This window comes from Ruegeria sp. HKCCD7628, from assembly GCF_057221005.1.
On sequence record NZ_JBWVBA010000004.1, the window covers coordinates 33,699 to 57,729 of the forward strand.

The following is a 24,031-nucleotide window of genomic DNA, read 5'->3' on the forward strand; positions in this document are numbered from 1 at the left end:
GATCCTAGCGTCCCGGAGCTTTGGCCATGACGATTACAACCACTCACCTTTGACGGTCTGGCGGTAAATTGTGCTAAGCCAGTTGTTGCCACGGCTCTTAAGGTCAAGCCCGCGCGACGTCAGCAACTTGTAGCCCGCGTCATACCACTCGGAAGATTGGTAATTGAATCCCAAAATTGCCCCTGCCGACTGTGCCTCATCCACCAGACCCAGCGACAGATACGCTTCGATCAGACGATAGAGCGCTTCGGCGGTGTGTGAGGTGGTTTGAAAATCCTCAACCACGACGCGGAAGCGGTTGATCGCCGCAGTGTAGTGATCCTGACGCAAGTAATAGCGCCCGATCTCCATCTCCTTGCCGGCCAGATGGTCGAAGGCCAGATCGAACTTCAGAACGGCAGAAGTTGCATATTCGCTGTCAGGATAGACTTCGATCACGGTCCGCAACGATTGCAACGCCTGGAACGTCAGCCCCTGATCTCGTCCAACCTCGTCGATTTGGTCATAATAGCTAAGCGCCAGAAGATACTGGGCATAAGCTGCATCCTCATCCGCCGGATAAAAATCTATGAACCGCTGTGCCGCAGCACGGCTTTCTTCATAATTCTTGTCGGAATGATACGAGAAGGCCTGCATGATCAACGCTCGCTTGGCCCAATCGGAATAAGGGTACAAGCGCTCTACTTCAGAGAAGTACCAAGCCGCGTCGTCCTGCCGATTCTGCGACAGCTCGAACTCGCCACGCGTGAATATCTGTTCAGGAGTGAACCCCTCAAGATTCTGGTTGCGGTCAGCCCCCTGGCCTCCGCATGCTGTCAAAACTGCTGTCAGAAGTAACGCGCCCGCGAATCTGACTGCCGCCTTGGTGCCACCCATTCCGCCTATCCTTGTCGTCTTGCTTGTCGAGGCACGCCCCGGTTTGAGGCTTGGTTTAGCACATATAATTCCGGGGCAAAACGCCTTAGTCTGCCTACTGTCGGAATTGTCGACAGAGTTGATCCAATCAAGCGACTTCGGGAATTTCGTTCCAAACTAGCCCTTGCCCTGGCAGACGGGCAGCCTGTTCCGGCGTGCACAGGATCGGGCGAACTGCTCCGGGGGTCTCAAACAACTTGCGCAGCAGAGTGTTCGTCATCGCATGTCCCGACTTATCCCCGGTAAAGTGGCCAAGAATTGGACCACCGGCCAGATACAGGTCGCCTAGTGCGTCCAGCATTTTGTGGCGCACGGCTTCGTCGGCATGACGGAACCCGCCGGGTGTCAGAACTTCGTTCCCTTGCACGACGACCGCGTTTTCCAGCGTTCCACCAAGGGCCAAACCGTTTTCGCGCATCGCTTCAACATCTGTGCGGCGGCAGAAAGTGCGGCAATCGCTGAGTTCCCGCGCAAATGAGCCGTTACGCATGTCCAGAGTTTTGGTCTGGCGTCCGATGGCGCCGTCCTCAAAATCAATGTGGAAGTCGATAATCAGACCGTCGGCAGGCGCAATCGAAGCGCTCGCTCCTTCCCGTGAAGCAGTCACAGGCTTTAATACTTCGTAGGCCAGAACCGGGCTGGCCTGACGGCGCACGCCCTTTGCCATGATCCCACGCACAAATTCGATTGACGATCCATCCATGATCGGAACTTCGGGGCCATCAATCTCGATCAGTGCGTTGTGGACACCACATCCTGCCAGCGCAGCCATTATATGTTCAACCGTCGAAACCGAAGCGCCCGCATCGTTTATCAGCCGGGTGCAGAGCGGAGTCCGCTCGACCACATCATAGATCGCAGGGACCAGTGCATTGCCCAGTTCAATATCCGTACGTTTAAACCAGATGCCATGGCCAGCTGCCGCCGGTTTCAGCACCATATTCGCAGGCTTGCCGCTATGCAGCCCTACACCGGTAAACGTGATCGGAGATTTGAGCATATGTTGCAATTTGGGCCTCGGTGAGTGGTGTCCGACCTAGTTTGGCCGTGTTGGCATCTCAGTTAAGGAACGCGGGCAAAAGGCTCAACTCACTCTTTGTAACCGAATGAAACATGAATGTAACAGATCGGCAAAAGCCTGCTTACACCCGGTTACGTAATTGTTTCAAAACGGAAAAGGGCCGCCAAACAGCGACCCTTCTAAATCAATTTGTTACCGCGATCAGTTGGCTTGACGCCGCAAGAAGGCCGGAATTTCAATCCGATCTTGCTCGGGGTCTGCCTCATCATGCGCTGGCGCCGTAGCGTCAGATTGGCGCATCACGGGCTGTTGGCGCTGGGGCTGTGCCGGCGTATCGGCCGCGTGGCCGGTCATTCTGTCGATCAGCCGGTTAAACCCGAACCGAGGGCGATCCGCATCGGATTGAGCTGCAGGCGCCGGCGCAGCCGTTGGCTGAGGCCGCGGCGCCACATACCCACGATCAGACGGTGGAACATTCTGAACCGCTGCCTGCAAACGCTGCAGCGCTTCCGGTGATGGTGTCCCAGCAGCTGGCTGCGGTTGAGGCGCTACATAGCTGTCGGTCGCAGTTTCAACCGGATCAGGCGTCGGCTCGAATTCAGCTACACGTGGCTGATAAGCCGGAGGAGGCAGGTCATCGTCATCCTGTTCGGCGCGCGGCTGGAACTGAGGCTCTTCGGCCGCTTCGAATAGCGAAGGCTCACGAGCCGGTTCGGCCTCTGCAGGTTCGGGCGCGGAAACATATGTGTCTTCCTGCGCAGGCTCTTCCGCCGACACAGTGCGCGTCAACGGGGCTGACATCGAGCGACGCGCGACCGGCACATCCTCGGACTTCTCGGTCGCGTCAATGCCAGTGGCAACGACCGAAACCCGCATTCCGCCTTCCATGGCCGTGTCCAGGGTCGAACCAACGATAATGTTCGCCTCGGGGTCGACTTCTTCGCGGATACGGTTGGCCGCCTCGTCCAACTCGAACAGGGTAAGATCATGCGAACCGGTGATGTTGATCAGGACACCCTTGGCACCTTTCAGGCTGATTTCGTCCAGCAGCGGGTTGGCAATCGCCTTCTCGGCAGCCTGAACCGCACGATCCTCGCCAGTGGCCTCGCCCGTTCCCATCATGGCTTTGCCCATCTCGTCCATCACGGCACGAACATCCGCAAAGTCGAGGTTGATCAGGCCCGGACGCACCATCAGATCAGTCACGCCCTTGACGCCCTGATACAGAACATCATCCGCCATCGAGAACGCCTCGGTAAACGTGGTCTTTTCGTTGGCCAGGCGGAACAGGTTCTGGTTCGGGATAATGATCAGTGTATCGACGACCTTTTGCAGCGATTCAACGCCGTCTTCGGCCTGACGCATCCGTTTGGCGCCTTCGAACTGGAAGGGCTTGGTCACAACGCCCACGGTCAGCACGCCCAATTCGCGCGCGGCTTGCGCGATAATCGGAGCCGCACCCGTTCCGGTGCCACCGCCCATTCCGGCGGTGATGAAGCACATGTGCGCGCCAGCCAGATGATCCACGATCTGCTCGATGCTTTCCTCGGCGGCTGCGGCACCCACGGTCGGACGCGCCCCGGCACCCAGACCTTCGGTGACTTTCACGCCCAATTGCACACGAGCCGACGACTGGCTCTGCTGCAACGCCTGAGCGTCTGTGTTGGCGACCACGAAATCCACGCCATCCAACTGTTTTTCAATCATGTTATTGACGGCATTGCCGCCTGCCCCGCCTACGCCAAATACCGTAATCCGAGGCTTCAATTCATCGTGCCCGGGCATCGAAAGATTCAATGTCATGCTTCTGTCCGCCTGTTTATATGCTCCGCCAACGCGGTGTTTTTCTTACCTATCCTGCTACAATTCTACCGACCGAAACCGCAAACGTCACGCCAAAAATCGCCAGAATCCACAAAATATGGAGGAAATAAGGCGTTCCACGCCAGTATTTCGTATTGTTTGCCAGATGTTGCGGAACGAACTCAATCCAGGACAACAGATGCGACCGCCGCGCCGTAGATTACGGGCATGTCACGTACGGATTTCTTGTCTTTACAAGGCGCGGAAAACTGCTCGGGTCCTCACGCTTGACCTCTGTCGGGCCTTGTGGATATCTTGCTGGATTCGACGTTCATCCGCAAGGGAATTCTTCAACCAATAGAAGTACTTGGACAGTTCAGTCCCTCATCAGAAATCTCTCTCACAATCTGGATTTCGGTATTCGCCAATGTCGCCAGGCGAACCATGAAACTACCATTGTGCACGAAAGGCCACCAGCACACAGGTAACCCATCGGCATCGTCGTCGTACAGGAAACAAAGCTGGCCATCGGGGGTTGTAATTTTTCCGTAAACGCAACCCCTACCCTCCATGCGCCAGACCGAGAGACTCGGGCTCAGGAACTCTTCGGTGCCAACCAAGCCACCGTTATGGAAATCATAGAATTTGACGGTCTTGCCTACAACAGCCCCCAGAAAAGCCTCGGGCGTGATCAGGGTCTGACCCTGAACCGAGGCGGGAATCGCGACAAACAGTGCCGCGACCAGTGTCTTACCAATTATCACGGAACCAACGGACAGCCCGCTTGAACGGGCGTGCAGCATAGGTGTCGACAGGGATCTCGAAGTCCCACCATTCATCCTGCGGATGCGCCGCAAACAAGCTGAGCCCCACCACCGAAGAAAATCCCGGACCAGTCGCCGATTGCGGCAACCCGTGAACACGCAGGGGACGGCCAAGACGAACGCGCTGCCCCAGAATACGAGTCGCCAAACCGTCCAAACCCATAATCTGGCTTCCTCCACCGGTCAGAACGATCTGCTGGCTGGGCAGATGATCGAACCCGGCAGCATCCAGTCGAATGCGGACCTCTTCCAAAATCTCTTCTACACGAGGACGCATGATGCCGATCAACTCGGCGCGGCTGACGGTGCGCCGGTCATGTTCCCAATCTCCGGTATCGCCGCCGATGTCGATCAGGTCGCGATCATCCGCTCCGGTGGCATGCACGCCGCCGTTGAAGGTCTTAATACGTTCGGCCACATTCGCAGGAACGCCAAGCCCCATCGAAATGTCCGACGTCACATGATCGCCGCCCATGCGTACGCAATCTGCATAAATCATGTGTTTTTTCATAAAGATAGACACACTTGTCGTGCCGCCACCCATGTCGATACAGGCCGCGCCCAACTCTTGCTCATCTTCAACCAGTGCGGAAATGCCCGAAACATAGGCCGAATTCGCGATCCCGGCCAATTCCAGATCACAGCGCTTGATGCAGCGCACGATATTCTGAATGGCGACCGCATCAACCGTCAGCATGTGCATATCGACCGCAAGGGTCTGACCCATCTGCCCCCGAGGGTCGATAAGGCCCGAGCGATTGTCTAACGCAAAGTTCACCGGCTGTGCGTGCAGTACCTCGCGACCCGCTCCATAGTCCGGCACGTCGCAGGCGTTCAACACACGTCCGACCTCGGCTTCGCTGACCACCTGCCCTTCCAGATCGACCTGCGCATCCAACCCATAAGACCGGGGGTTCGCGCCCGAGAAGCAGGCGATCACGTGATCGACCCGAATATCGGCCATCTTCTGCGCAGCTTGAAGAGCGGTGCGGATGGCGCGTTCGGTTTCCTGCATCGCAGTGACTTCGCCAAACTGTACCCCGCGCGAACGTGTGGTCGCAGCGCCGATAACCCGGAACCCGGTCTGACCGGCCAGAGACCCGATGCTGTTGTCCTCACTTAACTGCCCTGTTCCGTCGAAACGCAGCACCAAGCATGAAATCTTGGAACTTCCTACATCCAGAATCGCAACAACACCGCGTTGCATCGCCTGTCTGCGCATCTGCCGCATGGCCCGTTGGGACTGATAGAGATCGGTCATCATGGTCGTTACTGCCTGCTACTCACGTCTGTTTTTGTACTCCACCAGTCTTCGCTGGCAGCTTCGGTCATTCTTATGGTTGGACGTTGTCCGAGCCGCATATCCACAACGGCCACGTCACGTTCCAACAGGTCCTGCACCTCATTAACCGCCAAGACGCGTTCCAGTGCGCGCACGGGCCGATCGGTTGGCAGCATGATGCGCTGACCTCGGTCAAGAACCAGATCCCAGCGGCGTTCGCCAATTCGAACAAGACCCCGCACACGCGCCCCAAGGCTGCGCGCTGTTGTCAGCAGTTGCAGTGCCTCAGCGACATGTTCGTCCGCGCCCTTTCCTGCAATAAGCGGCAGGGTCGCGTGGTCCTTGCGGGAGGCGACACGCTCAACATGCGCGCCGGTTTCGTCCAATAACTCGGTTCCGCTGCGCGTGCGCCAAACCACCACGGGTTGGCGTTCAACAACATCAACCTGAAGAATTCCGCCGGGGCGAATGCGAACCGTCGCAGATTTGACAGGATCAAGACCGGTAATCGTGTCGCGGATTTGTTCGGCGTCCAGATCCCAGGAACTGATCGGGAAATCCAGTGGCACAACCTCGCGAATGTCTTCGGAGAGATTCGGCCCAGCGCCATCAATGGCCATCAAGTTGACCATGAATTCTGGTCTTTGCTGGATCGAGGTCTTGATGTCATTGACATAAGCCACAACCGCCTCTCGCCGGTCCTCTGCACTAAAATAAAGCCCCGTAGCCGCGCAAATGGCCAGGATGGGCAACCCATACTTCAGACCGCGGCGTATGCCCGGCGTAAGCATCCAACGCTGTAGTCGGTAGCTGAGGCGAGACGGAGCCGGGTCGAACCGTTGCGATTTGCGCCCGAACAGTTTCACGCCGCCTAACCGCAGTTTTGGTTCTGTTTCGTGGCGTTCGCCTGAAGCGAAATCGGCATCCGGACCCGCCAATGGCTTGGACCGATGAATGACAGGTGCGCGCGTGGCTTTTAACGGTCGCATGAGGCGTCCTCCACCATCCAGGCACACAGCTGACCAAAGGTCATACCGCAATGTTCGGCTTGCTCGGGCACCAATGAGGTCGGTGTCATTCCGGGCTGGGTATTGGTCTCCAACAGAAACAGACCATCTGCGCCCATGCTGTCATCCCAACGATAATCAGTACGGGTCACACCGCGACAGCCCAGTGCGTTATGGGCTTTCAGCGCATGATTCATGCAACGGTCGAAAATATCCTGCGGGATGTCGGCAGGCAGCACATGCCACGAGCCGCCGGGCTTGTATTTGGCATCATAGTCATACCATCCGCCATCAGTCATGATCTCGGTCACGGTCAGAGCGCGATCGCCCATCACGGTCACAGTCAACTCGCGCCCGGCCACGTATTTCTCGACCATCACGTAATCTGGCATGTCGTCGGACAGTTGCGGTGGCCCGTTCGAGCCTTCGTGGACGATATAGATCCCGACGCTGGACCCTTCGTTGTTGGGCTTGGCCACATAGGGCGGATCCATCACATGTGCGGCGGACACATCGGGCTTGGGCACGATCACGCTGGGAACAACAGGCAAACCTTCTGCGGAAAACACCTCTTTGCTGCGCTGTTTGTCCATCGCGAGCGCCGAGGCCAGCACGCCGGAATGCGTGTACGGAATGCGCATCCACTCCAGCAGGCCCTGCACACAGCCATCTTCACCCCAGCGTCCATGCAGAGCGTTGAAAACCACATCCGGCTTGATGTCCAAAAGACGCGCATAGAGGTCGGGACCTGCGTCCAGTTCGACCACTTCAAAGCCTTCTCCCCTAAGGGCGGCTGCGCATTCGCGCCCAGAGCTGAGTGACACCTCGCGTTCCGCCGAGGGGCCGCCCATCAATACCGCCACTTTGGGGTGTGTCCTGCTCGACTTACCCACTTAGCGCCTCAATGTCCCCGGACCTTATGCGGTGGTCCGTACTGCGTTTATGCCTTTGATCCGCCGCCTGAATTTGCCTGTTTTGGTCTGACGGTTGGGGCTTTATTCCTTCAACGGGTCACCGACCCGCATGATTTCCCACTCTAGCGTGATGCCGCTTGTTTCGTAAACCTTTTTTCGCACCTCTTCGCCCAGACCTTCGAGGTCAGCGGCAGTGGCACCGCCAGTGTTGATCAGGAAATTCGAGTGCTTCTCGCTCATCTGCGCACCACCCTTGGTGGCCCCGCGCATCCCGGCATCGTCGATCACTTTCCACGCCTTCAGATCATGCACGTCATCCGCCCTGCCCGTCGAGGAAAACCCTGCCGGGTTGCGGAAGGTCGAACCTGCGCTGTGGTCTTTTGTGGGTTGGGTCTCATCGCGTTTTTGCAACTGCGCCGCCATCCGGTCATGCAGCGCTTGTGGATCACCCGCGGGCCCCTCGAACGTGGCCGAAATCAGCACCGCCCCATCGGGCAAATCCGATTGACGATAGCGGAAGTTCAGGTCCTGCGGTGTCAGGTCCACGACCTCCCCCTGGCGCGTCACTATCGTGGCCTTGCGCAACACATCCGCCGTGTAGCTGCCATAGCAACCTGCGTTCATCCGCACCGCCCCACCAACCGAGCCCGGAATGGTTCGCAAAAACGTAAGATCTACTCCTGCATCTGCCGCTTTGCGCGCCACATGCGCATCCAGCGCCGCCGCGCCCGCCGTGACGGTGTTGCCTGCGACCTCGATCCCGTTGAACCCGCGCCCCAGCCGGATCACCACGGCGCGCAAGCCACCATCACGAACAATCAGGTTTGATCCGACACCCATGGGGAACACGTCGAAATCTTCGGGCAGGTCGTGCAGAAACGCTTTCAGATCGTCAATATCCGTAGGTTGGAACAAATAATCCGCCGGACCGCCGACACGAAGCCATGTCAGGTCGTTCAACGCTCGGTTCTGGGTCAGTTTGCCACGGGGTTCAGGAAGAGATGTCATTCCGGTTCCTTCGCGGATTTATTTCCTCCGCGCAAGCCGTAACTGTCACTGAGCCGAACCAAGCATCCGACGCACCCACCGCCCCAGATAAATCACTGGCCAGCGCAGCACGGACATACCCATCGCCAGCACCAACAGTCCGATCCACGGGCCGTTCTGCAGGGTGACATAGCCCAATATCGGAATCCCCACCGCGATCAGGACATAGGCGCGGGTCCAGTGGTTGTCCTTACTTGGGATCATCGCCAGCACATTTGCGGCGATCCCCCACAACGCAGCCAGAGCGATTGACCAATTCATTCCTGAACCTCCTGCCCGGTCCAACGGCGCCAGTAGTGGCGGATCGGGTTGCGGAACATCGATGCAAAAGCGGCAAAGGCCAGCACCGAAATGAACCAGCCGAAGTCATGACCCAACCAGACGATCAGCGCGGGTGCACTGACAAACAGCACCACGCCTGGCGGAAACTGCAGACGCATCGGCAACATCGCCACGATGGTCGAGGCAATGACCCACAGCCCCGCAAACACCACTGAATTTACCATGCGCCCCTCCGAGGACGTTGTTTCGCGGCTGCAAACGCTCAAATCAGTCGAGCGTCAAGTTGGTTCCCTGCGTCACACAGCTTGTTTACGTTGCAACCGGTCGGGCAAACCGTTGGCCCAGGCGCTGATTGTCCCGGCGCCGAGGCAAACAACCATGTCACCAGGACGGGCTTGTTCGCGGACCAGACGCTCCAGATCGTTTTCATCCAGCAGCGCGCGGGCGTGACGGTGACCGTGGCGAATCAGGCCCTGCACCAGATCATCACGCGATGCACCTTCGATCGGGTCTTCACCCGCAGCAAAAATATCAGCGATTGCGACCACGTCGGCATCGTTGAAACAGGTGCAAAAATCGTCAAACAGATTCGACAGGCGCGAATAACGGTGCGGCTGGTGAACGGCGATCACACGCCCATCACTGGCTTGGCGTGCGGCTTTCAGCACGGCGGCAATCTCAACCGGGTGGTGGCCGTAGTCGTCGATGATGGTAACGCCATCAACCTCTCCGACCTTGGTAAAGCGGCGGTTTACGCCACCGAAATTGGCCAGAGCCTCGCGGATTTCAGCGGTTTTCATGCCCAGATGGCGGGCCACAGCCACGGCGGACAAAGCGTTCGAGACGTTGTGGTCGCCGGGCATAGGCAGGGTGCAGCCCTCGATCACCGTGTCTTCGTATTGCAGGTGGATATCGAAATGCGCGACGCCGCCCTTATAAGTCAAGTTCACGGCCCGCACATCGGCCTGCGCGTTGAACCCGTAGGTGCGCACCCGGCGGTCGCTGATGCGGCCCACCAGCGTCTGCACCTCGGCATGGTCGGTGCAGCACACAGCCAGACCGTAGAAGGGCAGGTTCGAGACGAACTCATAAAACCCATCCCGCAGCCGGTCGAAATCACCCCAATGCTCCATATGCTCTGGGTCGATATTGGTGACGATGGCAATCGTCGCAGGCAGGCGGTTGAACGAACCGTCGGATTCGTCGGCCTCGACCACCATCCATTCACCCTGCCCCATCCGCGCGTTGGACCCGTAGGCATGGATGATGCCGCCATTGATCACGGTGGGGTCGAAATCGCCCGCCACCATAAGCTCGGCCATCATGGTGGTCGTGGTGGTCTTGCCATGAGTTCCGGCAATGGCGATGTTTGATTTCAGGCGCATCAGCTCGGCCAGCATATCGGCGCGGCGCACCACCGGCAGGCCTTGCGCGCGGGCGCCGTCCAGCTCGGGGTTGCCCGGCTTGATCGCGGTAGACACAACAACAACGGCTGCGTTTTCAAGGTTTTCGGCGCGTTGGCCTACGAAAATCTCGGCCCCCAGCCCGGCCAGACGGTCCGTGATCTTGGACGCTTTGAGGTCCGAGCCCTGCACCCGGTAGCCCAGGTTCAGCAGCACCTCGGCAATCCCCGACATCCCGATCCCGCCGATACCAACGAAATGGATCGGCCCTACGTCTTGCGGCAGTTTGGTGGCTGGATTCATGGGGTCTCCTTCTGCGCCAGCTCTTCGACAAGGTGAACTAGACGCTCGGTCGCGTCCGGGGCTCCGGTCGATAGGGCGGCACGGGCCATCTTTTGTGCGGCCTCGGGGTTTGTCAGAACGGCGGTGATTTGCTCGGTCAGCGCGGCAACGTCAAGCAGGTTTTCGGGGATCATGATCGCGCCACCCGCCTGCACCAGCCCGCGCGCATTGGCGGTTTGATGGTCGCCCGCAGCGGCGGCAAAGGGGACAAGGATCGAGGGCCTCCCGATGACCGAGATATCGGCCACACTAGACGCGCCCGAGCGGCTGATCACCAGCTGCGCATCGGACATGCGCCGGGGGACATCATCGAAAAAGGGCAGAACTTCGGCCCGGATGCCATGGTCGGCGTAAAAGGCGGTGACACGTTCACCATCTTCATCGCGGGCCTGATGGGCCACGCGGATATGGTCGCGCAGACCATCGGGCAAGGCCGCAAGCGCACCGGGCACCACATCACTGAGGATGCGTGCACCCTGACTACCACCCATCACCAGAACCGACATTGGGTAGTCTCCGGGCGGGATATAGCCTGCCGCGGCACGTTCCAACACCGCACCGCGCACCGGGTTGCCAGTATGGACACCCTTTGCGCCGTCGGGCAAATCCGTGGGCCAGACGCCACAAGCCACCTGCGCTACGCGCTTGGCAAACAGTTGGTTCACGCGGCCCAGCACACCGTTCTGTTCATGGATCATCCGTGGAATGTTCAACAGCGTCGCCGCACCCAGCGCCGGGATCGAAGGGTAGCCTCCGAACCCAACCACCACATTGGGCCGGTCGCGCATCATCTGCATTGCCATACTTGTCACGCCACCCGCGATCTTGGGGCCGACCATCGCCTTGGCCGCCAGCCCGCCACGCGCGAAAGTGGCCGATGTCGCCTCGACAATCTCGGTCGAAGGGGGAAAGCCACCGGTATAGCGCGCACCGCGCGCATCGGTGGACAGGCGTACGCGCCAGCCTTTTTGCAGCATCGCCTCGGCCAGCGCCTGCGCCGGGAACATGTGGCCCCCGGTGCCGCCCGCCGCAATCAATAGGTACGGTTTGCTCATCAACCCCGTCCGCGCAGAATATCACCCAGCTCGCCCTGTGGTCGGGTGCGGGTGAACGCCAGCAACATGCCAACTGCGATACCGCCCGCTATAAGCGACGAGCCGCCATAGCTGACGAAAGGCAGCGTCATACCCTTGGCGGGCAGCAGGCGCACCGCGACGCCCATGTTGATCATCGCCTGAACGCCGAACATACAGGCAAGACCGGTTCCGGCCAGACGGATGAACATGTCCCGTTCCTTCATCAGCCGCAACAGCGAACGCACCACGATCAGCGAGTAGAGCGCGATTATGATCAGCACCAGAATCAGCCCGTATTCCTCGGCCGCGACGGCGATGATGAAATCGGTATGAGCATCGGGCAAAGACCACTTCACCTGCCCCTCACCTACTCCGACGCCGAACAGCCCGCCTTCACGGATGGCGTTAGTGGCATAGCCCAGCTGCGTGGTCGGATCGACCTCTTGGTTGAGGAATCCGTCAATGCGACGAGCAAAGTGTTCGGAATTGGAATAGGCGAACATCCCGCCCAGCACGACGGCCCCGGCCATGCCGACCAGCAAAAGCATCGGCGCACCGGCCACGAAATACATCACGCCCCAGCCAAACAGGATCAGACAGGCCTGCCCAAAATCAGGTTGCAGCACCAGCATCGCCACAATCGCCATGCACAGCGCAAAGGACCACAATCGCCCCGGAGGGCCGTTGATCTCTTGCGAGGCCGCCAGCAGCCACGCAGCGACAACGATAAAGCCGGGTTTTAGAAACTCTGAGGGTTGCAGCGAGGCAAATCCCAAGGAGTACCACCGCACCGCACCCTTGCCGAAATCGGTGCCGAAGACCGGCAGAAAGGCCAGCGCCACAAACGCGCCCAGAAAGCCCAGCACCGCCAAACGCCGCACCAATGTGGGCGACATCATTGAGGTCAGCAGCATTGCCACCAGCGCCAGCCCGCCAAACAGCGCCTGTCGCTCGACATAGTGGAAGGGATCAAACCCGTTGCGCCCGGCCAAAGGCGGCGATGAAGCCAGCCCCAGTAGCAAGCCGATGACAAACAGGATCAGCACGCAGGACATGGCCCAGCGATCAATCGTGCGCCACCACTTTGGTAGAATCGGTTCGCCGCGCGTGTCCCGGACCGCGCCATACACCATCTCAGTCATGAGATACCGCCACTATCTGCCTCGTTCACGCCCCGTTTTCGGGGTCTGATTGAGACTCTACAGCGATTTTGGCTTTGGGGCTAGGGAAATGAGGGGCATAAGCGGAATTCGATCAGCCCCAGAGTTGAAATAACGCGTCACGCTTTAATTGGGTACCGGTCCGGTTCCTCAAAGACATCAATCACGCGTGTACCGGCCTTGATCTGGCCTCCGTGTTCGACGCCCGCCGGGATCGAGTAGCTGTCGCCCGGACGGTAAGTTTTCGTCTGGTCTCCGATCGTCAGTGCAATCTCACCTTCAACGACCGTGCCCCATTGCGCACCATGCGAATGAAGCGGAAGCTCCATATCCTTCAGAAAAGTGAAGAACGCTACCAGACCTGCTTCCGAGCGAATGACAGCCGTCTGCACCACATCTTCAGGGAAAGGAACGTCCAGTTTCGGAAAGACCGTTATGAAGTCTGGGTAATGCATGAATTGTTCCTTCTCCTCGGGTGAACTGTCGCCACAGGATGACAGTGCTTTCAGCGGCTGGCAATCGGGATTGCCCACTTACCAGCACACCTTGAGCGAGACGACGGCATGCTCTTGCGTTCCGACGCGATCCGCGCCATCCCCTCGTCCATGACCTTTGACACGATCATCCTTGGTGCCGGTGCAGCCGGTATGATGTGTGCCTCCCACTGCGGCGGGCGCGTTCTGGTGATCGACCATGCCAAAGCAGCCGGAGAGAAAATCCGCATCTCAGGCGGAGGGCGCTGCAATTTCACCAATATGTATGCGGGCCCCGGAAATTTCCTGTCGCAAAACCCACATTTCTGCAAATCCGCACTGGCGCGATACACGCAATGGGATTTTATCGATCTGGTCGGGCATCACGGAATCGCGTGGCATGAGAAAACTCTGGGGCAATTGTTCTGCGACGGGTCTTCGAAGCAGATTGTCCAGATGCTGTTGGACGAGATGACCCGCGCCGGGGCTGAACTCTGGCTGCAAACCTCGGTACGTGATCTGCGCAAAACCGAATACGGCTTTGCGATCGAGGTCGAGCGCGAAGGCCAGCGCCGAAACCTGATTTGCCGAAATCTGGTGCTAGCGACAGGCGGCAAGTCGATCCCCAAGATGGGCGCAACGGGGTTAGCCTATGACATCGCCCATCAATTCGACCTGCGCGTTACAGACACGCGGGCGGCGCTGGTGCCCTTCACCTTTTCGGATGGCCGGTTCAAGGAGCTTTCGGGTGTGTCCCTGCCCGCCCGCCTGTCAAACGATCGCACCAACTTTGACGAAGCGCTATTGTTCACCCATCGCGGACTTAGCGGGCCATCGGTGCTGCAACTGTCGTCATACTGGCATGAAGGTGAGGCGATCCGTGCGAACCTGATCCCCGACCTACCTCTGTTTGACCTGCTGCGCGATCAGCGCCAGACCGGAGGGCGCAAGGCCCTGACCACCGAACTGGCACGGCACCTGCCCGCACGGCTGGTCGACTATCTGAAACACCAAATACCAATGCGCGGTAATCTGGCCGACCAGTCCGACGCCGCCCTGAACGATCTGGTGACGGCGCTGTCCAACTGGTCCCTCACCCCCTCTGGCACCGAAGGGTATCGCACCGCCGAGGTTACTTTGGGCGGGATCAATACGGATGAATTGTCGTCCAAAACGATGGAGGCCAGGGATGTCCCCGGCCTCTATGCGATTGGCGAAGCGGTGGATGTTACCGGCTGGCTGGGCGGTTACAATTTCCAGTGGGCGTGGTCTTCGGGTCACGCCGCCGGAACCGCCATAGCTGCAGGTTAGCCTACGACGTTATAGCCACGGCCGCGCATACAGTTGCGCACGAGAACTTCCTTGTTCTGGTTCTTGTTTATCACGTCGGCACCGGCACCTACCAGCGCACCTGCGACTGCGGCGCGCCCCAGATTGTCGCTGCTGTCCTGAACGATCCCGGTAACTGCCGCGGCACCCGCAGCCCCGATTGCCGCGTTACCGGCCGTAGTCCCATCAACCGAAGCCTGCGAAGCTGCCAGCTGTTGGCATTGCTGTAGGTCGACGTTGTAATTCGGGCCGACCGGCCCATCGATGACGGGCTGATAATTCGCACCAGTGTTTGTACAGGCTCCGGCCACCAAAAGCGCAGGCAGGACCAGAGAAAACTTACGGTAAGTCATAATGATAACCTCGTGTTGAATTTACAGGCAAGCAAGACCAATTAGTAATGGGCGTCAAGCACATAGCACCGCAGCTTGGCCCAACCGGCAATCTATTGCAAATTTCTAAAGTGAAAGGTTCAATCGAACCTGTGCTGCGAAATCCTCTCCGCGTTGCTCGAAATTGTCATATTGATCGAAACTGGCCGCAGCTGGGGCTAGCAATACTGTGTCCCCCGGCGCCGCATCCGCCACAGCCTGCGCGACGGCCTCGGCCATTGTGGTACAGACCTGCGCCTCCACCTCGAGCTGCATGGCGAAACCGGCGGCCTCCCGCCCAATGACGTAGGCTTTGACGACTTGATCGCAGGCTGTGTTCAAGGCAGACAAACCGCCTTCCTTCTCAAGACCGCCGCAGATCCACCGGACGTTCTTAAACGCACTTAGCGCCTTGAGCGCGCTGTCTACATTGGTGGCCTTCGAATCATTCACAAAGGTCACGCCATTCGCTTCGGCGATGATCTGACTGCGGTGCGGCAGACCGGGATAGCTGTGCAACGCATCCTCAATCACGCGCGGGGCCAGCCCAAGCGCGCGACATGCCGCGTAAGCAGCACAGGCGTTTTGATGGTTATGCGCGCCCGGCAGCCCTTTAATGTTACGCAAGTCAATCGCGCCTGCCTGTCGACCTTTGCGGTATTCGGACAAGAACCCTTTGCGGGCAAAAACCTGCCACCCGGGCCCCGTCAGTTTTCGGGCAACCGAGATCCGGATCACCCGGTCATCCGTTGGGCCTTCGGCCAATTGCCCGGCCAAAAACGCGCCTTCATTTTCGTCGACGCCAATCACTGCCCGGTCCGGGCCACCTTCGGCAAACAGGCGACGTTTGGCGGCAAAGTAGCCACCCATACCCCCGTGCCGATCCAGATGATCCGGAGACAGATTGGTAAACACCGCGATATCCGGCGTTAACGCTCGCGCCAGTTCGGTTTGATAGCTCGACAGCTCCAGCACGACGACTGAAGCATCCCGACCGGGTTCAATATCGAGAACCCCACGCCCAATGTTTCCGGCCAACTGGGCCTCTCGGCCTGCCTCGGTCAGAATGTGATGGATCAATGCCGCCGTGGTTGATTTGCCATTAGAGCCCGTGACCGCAATAACACGTGGGGGCGTGTCGAAATTATCCCATTCCGGGCCCGCAAACGATCGAAAAAACAACCCGATATCATTGTCGATCGGCACGCCGGCACCAAGTGCGGCCGCGACGACGGGATTTGGTACAGGGTAGAGATGAGGGATACCGGGCGAGACGATCAGCGCAGCGATCTGATCGAACGCCCCTTGGCGGCGCAAATCGGCACAGGCAAACCCCTCGGCCTCGGCTTTTTCGCGAGCAGCGGGATTGTCATCCCAACAGACGGCTTCTGCCTTGCCTGCCCTAAGCGCACGCGCCGTGGTCAGACCCGAGCGACCAAGCCCAAGCACCGCTACTTTCTGCCCCGAAAACCCTTTGACCGGGATCATCCTGCCCACCTTGTTCTGTCGTACATGTCGCGGCCACCCTGCGCAGAAGACACAAGCCTTGGCAAGAGACGCAAAAGGCTCGCGCGTCAGCGCGAGCCGGGCCCAACAGGTGGCAGGCGGGCCGCAGGCCCTTCGAACCTGGCGGGAGCGTTACCGGACCTTAAGCGTCGCGAGCCCGATCATCGCTAGGATCAGCGAAATGATCCAAAACCGGATCACGATGGTGGGCTCAGCCCAGCCCTTTTTCTCATAGTGATGGTGGATTGGCGCCATCAGAAACACCCGTCGTCCGGTGCGTTTGAAATACAGAACTTGAATGATAACACTCAGGGCTTCAACGACGAACAGGCCGCCGACCACGGCTAGCACCAGCTCGTGCTTGGTCGCTACCGCGATGGCTCCCAAAGCACCGCCCAAAGCCAATGATCCAGTATCGCCCATGAACACCGCAGCCGGGGGTGCATTGTACCACAGGAACCCAAGCCCTGCGCCGAACAAGGCCGAGGTAAAGATGAAAATCTCGCCTGTACCCGGCACGTAATGCACATCCAGATACTCGGTAAAGTCAACCCGCCCAACCGCATAGGCAATCACACCTAAAGTCGAGGCCGCAATCATCGCAGGCATGATCGCCAAACCGTCCAGCCCATCGGTCAGATTCACAGCGTTCGCAGCGCCAACAATTACAACAATCGCGAACGGGATATAGAAAATACCCAAATTGACCAGCGTATCCTTGAACACAGGCACCGCCAGTTGGTTCTGCAACGCCTCGGGGTGGTGCAGGGTTGCCCAGACCGAAGCGAGCACTGCGATCAACACGCCCAAAGCCAAACGCATCTTGCCCGACACGCCCTTAGTGTTCTGTTTGGACACTTTTGCGTAGTCATCCGCAAAGCCAATCGCCGCATAGCCCAGCGTCACGAACAAGACCATCCAGACATAGGGGTTGTCCCACCGTGCCCAGACCAGCGTTGACGTCACCAACGCCCCCACGATCAGCAACCCGCCCATTGTCGGTGTACCTGCCTTGGAAAAATGCCCCTCGGGGCCGTCATCTCGGATCGGCTGACCTTTGCCCTGCTTGCGGCGCAGCACGTTGATCAGCGGTTTGCCAAACAGGAACCCGAAAATCAGCGCCGTCATAAAGGCACCGCCCGCGCGGAAGGTGATATAGCGAAAGAGGTTAAAGAAATCCCCGCCATCGGACAGATTGGTCAACCAATAAAGCATTCTAACACCTTTCTCGTGCGGCGATCATGGCTCAAGCGCGCCCCCTTGCCCCATTTTCCGTAAACCGTCAACAATCCGCGCCAGCGCCATACTCAAAGATCCTTTGGCCAGCACGATATCGTCCGCGCGGATCAGATCCGGCAGATGCGAGGCCATTTCGGCGCTGGTTTCCGTCCAAATCCCGCGTTTCCCCTCGGGCAACGCATCATGCAGCGCCTGCATCAACGGACCGATGCAATGCACCTGATCCACATGCGCCATCGCCGCAACATCGGCCATGGCCGCGTGCATGGCGCTTTCCCGCGCGCCCAGCTCTTTCATATCGCCCAAGAATGCAATCCGACGGGGACCTTGCGCCGCGGCCAGAACGTCCAAGGCCGCCTCCATCGAGGTTGGATTGGCGTTATAGCTGTCGTCCAGAAGCTCAATCTGCCCACCGCTCGCCAGCGGCAGCGTCTCGCGCACGCCGCGCCCCGCGACCGGAAACCACCGGCGCAGCCCGGCAATGGCTTGTTCCAGATCAACGCCCAGCTCAACGCATGTCGCCAAAGCACCCAGCCCGTTCATGGCGAAATGCGTACCGGCCGACCTTACGTCAAAACCGAATGGCGCCCCGTCCAGCGCCGCAGAGGCATGGACCGAGTCGGCGGTCTGCGCCACATCCGTCACAACATAATCCGCAGCGTTCCGCCCAAATTCGACGATTCCCGCCCCTTGAGCCTGCGCACAACTGCGCAACACATTCGCGTCGTCAATGTCGGCGTTCACGATGGCTGTGCCTCCGGGCTCCAACCCCTCGAAAATCGCAGCCTTTTCATGGGCGATACCTGTGACCGATTCGAACGCCTCAAGATGCACGGCCGCCACGGTCGTCACCAGCGCCACATGCGGGCGGGCTTGCTGAGCCAGCGGAGCGATCTCTCCCGGGTGGTTCATGCCAATCTCGATCACGGCGAATTCGGTGTCGCGTGGCATCCGCGCCAAGGTCAGCGGCACGCCCCAATGGTTGTTGTAGCTGGCGACGCTGGCGTGGGTTTTTCCTTGCGTTTCCAAAATATTGGCCAGCATTTCCTTGGTCGAAGTCTTGCCGACACTTCCTGTCACACCAACCACACGCGCATCCGTGCGGGCTCGACCGGCTCGGCCCAACGCCTCCAGCCCCGCTTGCACATCGTCGACGATCAGCAACGGCGCATCCTCGGCCACGCCTTCGGGGATGCGCGAGACCAAAGCGGCCCCTGCCCCCTTCTCCAACGCCTGCGCCACGAAATCATGCCCGTCTCGCGCCGCTTTCAGCGCCACAAACAGATCGCCCGGTTGCAAAGTGCGCGTGTCAATCGACACGCCATTCACCACCCAGTCGGCGGTCACACGCCCGTCGGTAGCCTCGGCCGCCTCAGCCGCAGTCCAGAGCGTCATGCTACCCTCCCGTCCAGCGCGGCCACGCTGATGCTGGCCTGTTCCACATCATCAAAGGGCAGAACCTGATCGCCAACGATCTGGCCGGTCTCATGCCCCTTGCCCGCGATCAACAGAGCATCGCCCGGTTGCAGCGCATCGACGCCGCGCAGGATCGCTTCGGCCCGGTCGCCAACTTCAGTCGCCTCGGGCGCGCCAAGCAGAACAGCGGCGCGGATGGTGGCGGGGTCTTCGCTACGCGGGTTGTCGTCGGTGACAAAAACCACGTCGGCATGGTTTGCTGCCGCTTGCCCCATCAAAGGCCGCTTGGTTGCATCGCGGTCGCCGCCTGCGCCAACAATGGCAATCAGGCGGCCCATCACATGCGGGCGCAACGCCTTGAGGGCAGTGGCCACAGCATCCGGCGTATGGGCATAGTCGACGAACACCGCCGCACCGTTTTGGCGCGTGGCGGCCAGCTGCATTCGACCGCGCACGGTTGTCAGATGCGGCAGAGTTTCAATCACGCGTTCAGGCTCTTCCCCGCCCGCGATCACCAAACCACAGGCCAGAAGGATGTTTTCGGCCTGGAACCCTCCGATCAGGTTCAGGCGGGTTTGGAACACCTTGCCCTTCCACGAGAACCGCAAATCCTGACCGGTCGCGTCAAAACGCTGGTTCATCAGGCACAGATCGGCATCGCCCAGACCAACGGTCAGAACCTCCTGTCCACGAGCCTTGGCGATCTTGCGGACCTCGGCTCCTTTGGGGTCGCTCATATTGATCACGACTGTGCCGTCCTGGGGCAGAACCCGGTCGAAGAGACCAGCCTTGGCGGCGAAATACGCTTCGAACGTCTCGTGATAGTCCAGATGGTCCTGCGTGAAATTCGAAAATCCCGCAGCCGCCAGATGGACCCCGTCCAGACGGCGCTGTTCCAACCCGTGCGAGGAAGCTTCCATCGCCGCATGGGTCACGCCATTTGCGGCAGCTTCGGACAAACAGCGATGCAGCGTGATCGGCTCGGGCGTGGTGTGGGCCAGAGGGGCAGTCCATGCGCCTTCGACCCCGGTGGTGCCAAGGTTAACGGCGGCGTGGCCCAGCTCCATCCAGATTTGGCGCACGAATGTGGCGACCGAGGTTTTTCCATTGGTCCCGGTCACGGCCACAATGGTCTGTGGCTGCGCGCCAAACCATAGTGCGGCACAACCGGCCAGCGCCTGACGCGGGTCTTCGACGACGACCAAGGCCGCGTCTGATGCGGCCAGTTCATCGGCTGCAATCTCGGCCCCTTCGGCGTCCGTCATGATCGCCGCCGCGCCCATGCGCAGGGCGTATTGGATGAACGCGCCGCCATGAACCCGCGTGCCGGGCAAGGCAGCGAACAGAAAGCCCTCCTGCACCTCGCGACTGTCTACGGCCAGACCGGTGATTTCGGGATTCGCGCCTCCGCGTGCGGTCAGGGCCAGTTGGCTGAGTGTTTTTGGTCTTGTGCCCATGCCCTACCCTCTGTCGGACGGTCTAATTTGAGGTGAGCGTTATAGCAGCGCGCGCTTCAGGCTCAAGCCGAGGTCGCAACCCCAGCAACGGGGCAATGCGCCCGATCAGCTCGGCAGCAACGGGCACGGCTGTCCAGCCAGCCGTGCGGCGCTTTTCGCCGTAGGCGACGATCGATGGCTCATCCAGCGTGACGATCAGCACGTATTTTGGATCATAGGCCGGGAAGATTGTCGCGAAGGTGGAAATCACCTTGTCATCATAATAGCCGCCACGTGGTTTGGGCTTATCAGCCGTGCCGGTCTTACCCGCCACGTCATAGCCTGCAACATCGCCGAAGCTGGCGGTGCCGTCGGTGACAACCTTGCGCAACATCCGCTGCGCCTGTTGCGCTGCACTGTCAGACATCACGCGCGGCCCGTATTGAGGCCCATTTTTGCGCAGGATCGTCGGGCTGACATAGTGCCCGCCATTGGCAATCGTCGCATAGCCCGCCGCCAGATGCATCGGGCTTGTCGACAGACCATGGCCATAAGAGATCGTAACCGTGCTGAGTTCGCCCCATTTCTTGGGCTTCAAAGGCTCGCCGCCCTTGGCCTCGACAATTTCAAACGGGGTCGAATCGAACATACCCAGCGAACGCAGAAAATTCTGCTGCCGTTTTGCGCCGATCTGCAGCGCCAGCCGCCCCGTTCCCCGGTTCGAGCTGTGGACGATCACATCCGCCACGCTGATCTTGCCGTAGTTTTTGCCGTTGAACTCGCCAATCGGGAAGCGACCGATCCGCATCGGGCCCGACGTGTCGATGATCGTCTCGGAATTCACCAGCCCAAGCTGAACCGCCTGCGCCGCCGTGAAAATCTTGAAGACCGAGCCCAGCTCGTACACGCCCTGCACGTAGCGGTTGAACAATGGGCTGTCCGAGGGATCAAACCCCGAAGTTGGCGGGCGGGGGCGGTCATTGGGGTCAAAAGACGGCAACGAGGCTGCCGAAACGACCTCACCCGTATGGGCGTTCATAAGAACGGCCGAGGCCCCCTTGGCGTTCATGATTTTCATGCCGCCATACAGAACCTGTTCGACCGCCGCCTGAACAGTCAGGTCCAAAGACAGTTGAAGAGGTTTGTTGCCGTTGGCCGGATCACGCAGATAATCGTCGAATTGCTTTTCAACGCCCGCGACACCGATTACCTCGGCGGCGCTGACGCCTTCGCGACCAAAGCCCGAGCCGCCCAGAATATGCGCGGCCAGTTTGCCGTTGGGATAAAGCCGCATCTCACGCGGGCCGAAAAGGATGCCGGGGTCGCCGATGTCATGGACAGCCTGCTTCTGCTCGGGCGAGATGCGTTTCTTGATCCACAGAAATTTACGATTGCCGGTGAAATCCTTGACCAGACGTTCTTTTTCAAGATCGGGGAAGATCGCCACCAATTGATCAGCGGCGGCTTCGGGGTCGATCATCAATGGCGGCTGCGCATAGACCGAGTATGTATCCAGATTGGTCGCCAGAATGCGTCCTTCACGGTCGACGATATTGGCGCGCTGCATGGCGATGGCGGCACCGGGCGTGCTGGCCAGCGGCTCTTGCGCCTCGGAGGTGGCGAGCATACCCATGCGAAAACCAACTACCGAAAACGCACAGAAAAAGAACAGGCCCAAAACCAAAAGACGCCCCTCGGCGCGGGCGCGGGCGCGGTCTTTCATGTCTTCGTGACGCTGGCGGATATTTTCGCGCTCGATGGCTTTGGGGTTTTCGCCGCGGGCGCGGGCGTCAAGGATACGGGCTAAGGGGCGTAGCGGTGTCCGGGTCATGGGATTTGCACCTCGCCAAACGCCTGAATGTTCGTGATCGCCTGCAGTTCGATCGGATCAACGATCGGCAGATCGGGATCTTCGGCATAAGAGACCTGGTCAGCCCGCCCAAACTGTTCTGCTCGCAGAGGCAGCAGGCCCAAACGTTCGAAATTCAGGTCGGCGAGTTCACGCAACCGGTCCGGGCGGTTCAGATAGGCCCATTCTGCATTCAGAACCGCCAGCCGAACTTGCGCCATGCCGATCTCACGCTGCAGCTTCTGTGTCTCTTTGACAACCTGCTGCGTGCGGTAGTTTTCCTGATAGGCCCACAAAGCCAACCCAAATACCGAAAGCGCAGTCATCACATATAATACACTCTTCATTTTGCCCTTCCCCCGATTTGCGGCATCCCAATGGCGCGGGCCTCAATTTCCCCCGCCGGAGCCTCAGTCCGCACAGCAACACGCAACTTGGCCGAGCGCGCACGCGGATTCTCCTGCAATTCCTGCTCGTCTGGCCCCACCGCCTTGCGCGTTTTCAACGTGAATTGCGGCAAGTCCTGCGTGATTTCAGGCGCGTAACGATTGGCGCGCCCGGTCTTTCCCGCGCGCGATTGAAAGAACCGTTTGACCATACGGTCTTCGATGGAATGAAACGTCACCACTGCCAGTTGTCCTCCGGGCTTCAAAGCCCGCTCGGCGGCCATAAGACCCTGAAACAGTTCCTCATATTCCGCATTTACTGCAATTCGCAGGCCCTGAAAGCTTCGCGTTGCCGGGTGCGATTGACCCGGCTTCGGGCGCGGCAGGCAGGATTCGATGATCTCGGCCAAACGCAGGGTCGTCGTGATCGCCTCCTCCGCACGCGCCTTGACGATGGCCTTGGCAATGCGGCGGCTGGCGCGCTCTTCTCCAAAGTGAAACAGGATATCAGCCAACTGCGCCTCGGACGCGGCATTGACCAGATCTGCAGCGCTTTCGCCCTCCTGGCTCATCCGCATATCCAGCGGGCCGTTCTTCATGAAGGAAAACCCACGCTCGGCCTGGTCCAACTGCATCGAAGACACGCCCAGGTCCAACACAACTCCGTCCAAATCCTGTGCATACTCATCCATGCGTGAGAACACACCGGGTTGCATCACCAATCGGTCGCCGTAGTCACCAACCCAATCCGCGACCATTTCAAAGGCCAACGGATCGCGGTCCACACCGATAACCTTCTCAGCCCCCGCCTCCAGCAAACCTTTTGTGTACCCACCGGCGCCGAACGTACCATCCAACCACACGCCCGAGACCGGCGCCACAGCCGCCAGCAATGGGCGCAACAAAACAGGGATATGAGGTTTGTCCGAAGGGGTCAGAGCGTCGGCCAT

General features: G+C 59.5%; 23 protein-coding genes. 1 reads left to right on the forward strand and 22 read right to left on the reverse strand.

Features of this window, described 5'->3' with window-relative positions; translation table 11 throughout:
• Positions 1-33 precede the first annotated feature (33 nt).
• The 14 genes from AC2TAD_RS10640 to AC2TAD_RS10705 all read right to left on the reverse strand — a co-directional run bounded on the left by AC2TAD_RS10640 (position 34) and on the right by AC2TAD_RS10705 (position 13,531).
• The gene (locus AC2TAD_RS10640) at positions 34-876 is read right to left on the reverse strand and encodes an outer membrane protein assembly factor BamD (RefSeq protein ID WP_209195103.1); all 843 of its coding nucleotides are present in this window, start codon (positions 874-876) and stop codon (positions 34-36) included.
• Positions 877-1,003: 127 nt separating this feature from the next.
• Positions 1,004-1,915, reverse strand: coding sequence for a UDP-3-O-acyl-N-acetylglucosamine deacetylase (lpxC, locus tag AC2TAD_RS10645; RefSeq protein ID WP_480867972.1), 912 nt, complete (start codon positions 1,913-1,915; stop codon positions 1,004-1,006).
• A 222-nt stretch (positions 1,916-2,137) separates the two neighbouring features.
• A complete protein-coding gene (ftsZ, locus tag AC2TAD_RS10650) occupies positions 2,138-3,739 on the reverse strand; it encodes a cell division protein FtsZ (RefSeq protein WP_480867617.1) in 1,602 nt (533 codons plus the stop codon).
• 350 nt (positions 3,740-4,089) lie between these two features.
• Positions 4,090-4,503: a hypothetical protein gene (locus AC2TAD_RS10655; protein ID WP_480867619.1), complete on the reverse strand. Its 414-nt coding sequence runs from the start codon at positions 4,501-4,503 to the stop codon at positions 4,090-4,092.
• The gene (gene ftsA / locus AC2TAD_RS10660; RefSeq protein ID WP_480867974.1) at positions 4,490-5,824 is read right to left on the reverse strand and encodes a cell division protein FtsA; all 1,335 of its coding nucleotides are present in this window, start codon (positions 5,822-5,824) and stop codon (positions 4,490-4,492) included. The genes AC2TAD_RS10655 and ftsA overlap by 14 nt, the downstream gene beginning before the upstream one ends.
• Before the next feature lie 8 nt (positions 5,825-5,832).
• Positions 5,833-6,834 (reverse strand): cell division protein FtsQ/DivIB, encoded by a 1,002-nt coding sequence (locus AC2TAD_RS10665; RefSeq protein WP_170352561.1) that lies wholly within the window; start codon positions 6,832-6,834, stop codon positions 5,833-5,835.
• Positions 6,822-7,745, reverse strand: a complete 924-nt coding sequence (locus AC2TAD_RS10670) for a D-alanine--D-alanine ligase (protein ID WP_480867620.1) — start codon at positions 7,743-7,745, stop codon at positions 6,822-6,824. The genes AC2TAD_RS10665 and AC2TAD_RS10670 overlap by 13 nt, the downstream gene beginning before the upstream one ends.
• 102 nt (positions 7,746-7,847) lie before the next feature.
• Positions 7,848-8,774, reverse strand: a complete 927-nt coding sequence (murB, locus tag AC2TAD_RS10675) for a UDP-N-acetylmuramate dehydrogenase (protein WP_480867621.1) — start codon at positions 8,772-8,774, stop codon at positions 7,848-7,850.
• 45 nt (positions 8,775-8,819) lie between these two features.
• Positions 8,820-9,074 carry a DUF2484 family protein gene (locus AC2TAD_RS10680; protein ID WP_170352558.1) on the reverse strand — a complete coding sequence of 85 codons (255 nt, stop codon included), beginning with the start codon at positions 9,072-9,074 and terminating at the stop codon, positions 8,820-8,822.
• Positions 9,071-9,319, reverse strand: coding sequence for a DUF2484 family protein (locus AC2TAD_RS10685; protein WP_170352557.1), 249 nt, complete (start codon positions 9,317-9,319; stop codon positions 9,071-9,073). The genes AC2TAD_RS10680 and AC2TAD_RS10685 overlap by 4 nt, the downstream gene beginning before the upstream one ends.
• 72 nt (positions 9,320-9,391) lie before the next feature.
• Positions 9,392-10,801 carry a UDP-N-acetylmuramate--L-alanine ligase gene (murC, locus tag AC2TAD_RS10690; RefSeq protein WP_353393839.1) on the reverse strand — a complete coding sequence of 470 codons (1,410 nt, stop codon included), beginning with the start codon at positions 10,799-10,801 and terminating at the stop codon, positions 9,392-9,394.
• Complete coding sequence (locus AC2TAD_RS10695) at positions 10,798-11,895, reverse strand: UDP-N-acetylglucosamine--N-acetylmuramyl-(pentapeptide) pyrophosphoryl-undecaprenol N-acetylglucosamine transferase (RefSeq protein WP_480867624.1); 1,098 nt, start codon at positions 11,893-11,895, stop codon at positions 10,798-10,800. Before AC2TAD_RS10695 ends, murC begins: the two co-directional genes overlap by 4 nt.
• Positions 11,895-13,058 (reverse strand): putative lipid II flippase FtsW, encoded by a 1,164-nt coding sequence (ftsW, locus tag AC2TAD_RS10700; RefSeq protein ID WP_480867625.1) that lies wholly within the window; start codon positions 13,056-13,058, stop codon positions 11,895-11,897. The genes AC2TAD_RS10695 and ftsW overlap by 1 nt, the downstream gene beginning before the upstream one ends.
• A 137-nt stretch (positions 13,059-13,195) precedes the next feature.
• Positions 13,196-13,531, reverse strand: coding sequence for a cupin domain-containing protein (locus AC2TAD_RS10705; protein WP_170352553.1), 336 nt, complete (start codon positions 13,529-13,531; stop codon positions 13,196-13,198).
• A 150-nt stretch (positions 13,532-13,681) separates the two neighbouring features.
• On the opposite strand from AC2TAD_RS10705, the gene AC2TAD_RS10710 reads away from it, so the two are divergent.
• Positions 13,682-14,860 (forward strand): BaiN/RdsA family NAD(P)/FAD-dependent oxidoreductase, encoded by a 1,179-nt coding sequence (locus tag AC2TAD_RS10710; protein ID WP_480867975.1) that lies wholly within the window; start codon positions 13,682-13,684, stop codon positions 14,858-14,860.
• On the opposite strand, the gene AC2TAD_RS10715 is transcribed toward AC2TAD_RS10710, so the two are convergent.
• The 8 genes from AC2TAD_RS10715 to rsmH form a co-directional block, all read right to left on the reverse strand.
• On the reverse strand, positions 14,857-15,231 hold the full coding sequence (locus AC2TAD_RS10715) for a glycine zipper family protein (protein ID WP_170753070.1): 375 nt from the start codon (positions 15,229-15,231) through the stop codon (positions 14,857-14,859). The two genes, AC2TAD_RS10710 and AC2TAD_RS10715, sit on opposite strands and share 4 nt — an antisense overlap.
• Positions 15,232-15,336: 105 nt before the next feature.
• Positions 15,337-16,737, reverse strand: coding sequence for a UDP-N-acetylmuramoyl-L-alanine--D-glutamate ligase (murD, locus tag AC2TAD_RS10720; RefSeq protein WP_480867626.1), 1,401 nt, complete (start codon positions 16,735-16,737; stop codon positions 15,337-15,339).
• Between the two features lie 150 nt (positions 16,738-16,887).
• Positions 16,888-17,970: a phospho-N-acetylmuramoyl-pentapeptide-transferase gene (gene mraY / locus AC2TAD_RS10725; RefSeq protein WP_170352550.1), complete on the reverse strand. Its 1,083-nt coding sequence runs from the start codon at positions 17,968-17,970 to the stop codon at positions 16,888-16,890.
• A gap of 24 nt (positions 17,971-17,994) precedes the next feature.
• Complete coding sequence (locus tag AC2TAD_RS10730; RefSeq protein WP_480867629.1) at positions 17,995-19,389, reverse strand: UDP-N-acetylmuramoyl-tripeptide--D-alanyl-D-alanine ligase; 1,395 nt, start codon at positions 19,387-19,389, stop codon at positions 17,995-17,997.
• Positions 19,386-20,867 carry a UDP-N-acetylmuramoyl-L-alanyl-D-glutamate--2,6-diaminopimelate ligase gene (locus tag AC2TAD_RS10735; RefSeq protein ID WP_480867630.1) on the reverse strand — a complete coding sequence of 494 codons (1,482 nt, stop codon included), beginning with the start codon at positions 20,865-20,867 and terminating at the stop codon, positions 19,386-19,388. The genes AC2TAD_RS10730 and AC2TAD_RS10735 overlap by 4 nt, the downstream gene beginning before the upstream one ends.
• 22 nt (positions 20,868-20,889) lie before the next feature.
• A complete protein-coding gene (locus tag AC2TAD_RS10740; RefSeq protein WP_480867632.1) occupies positions 20,890-22,677 on the reverse strand; it encodes a peptidoglycan D,D-transpeptidase FtsI family protein in 1,788 nt (595 codons plus the stop codon).
• The gene (ftsL, locus tag AC2TAD_RS10745; protein ID WP_170352546.1) at positions 22,674-23,042 is read right to left on the reverse strand and encodes a cell division protein FtsL; all 369 of its coding nucleotides are present in this window, start codon (positions 23,040-23,042) and stop codon (positions 22,674-22,676) included. Before ftsL ends, AC2TAD_RS10740 begins: the two co-directional genes overlap by 4 nt.
• Positions 23,039-24,031, reverse strand: a complete 993-nt coding sequence (gene rsmH / locus AC2TAD_RS10750) for a 16S rRNA (cytosine(1402)-N(4))-methyltransferase RsmH (protein WP_480867634.1) — start codon at positions 24,029-24,031, stop codon at positions 23,039-23,041. Before rsmH ends, ftsL begins: the two co-directional genes overlap by 4 nt.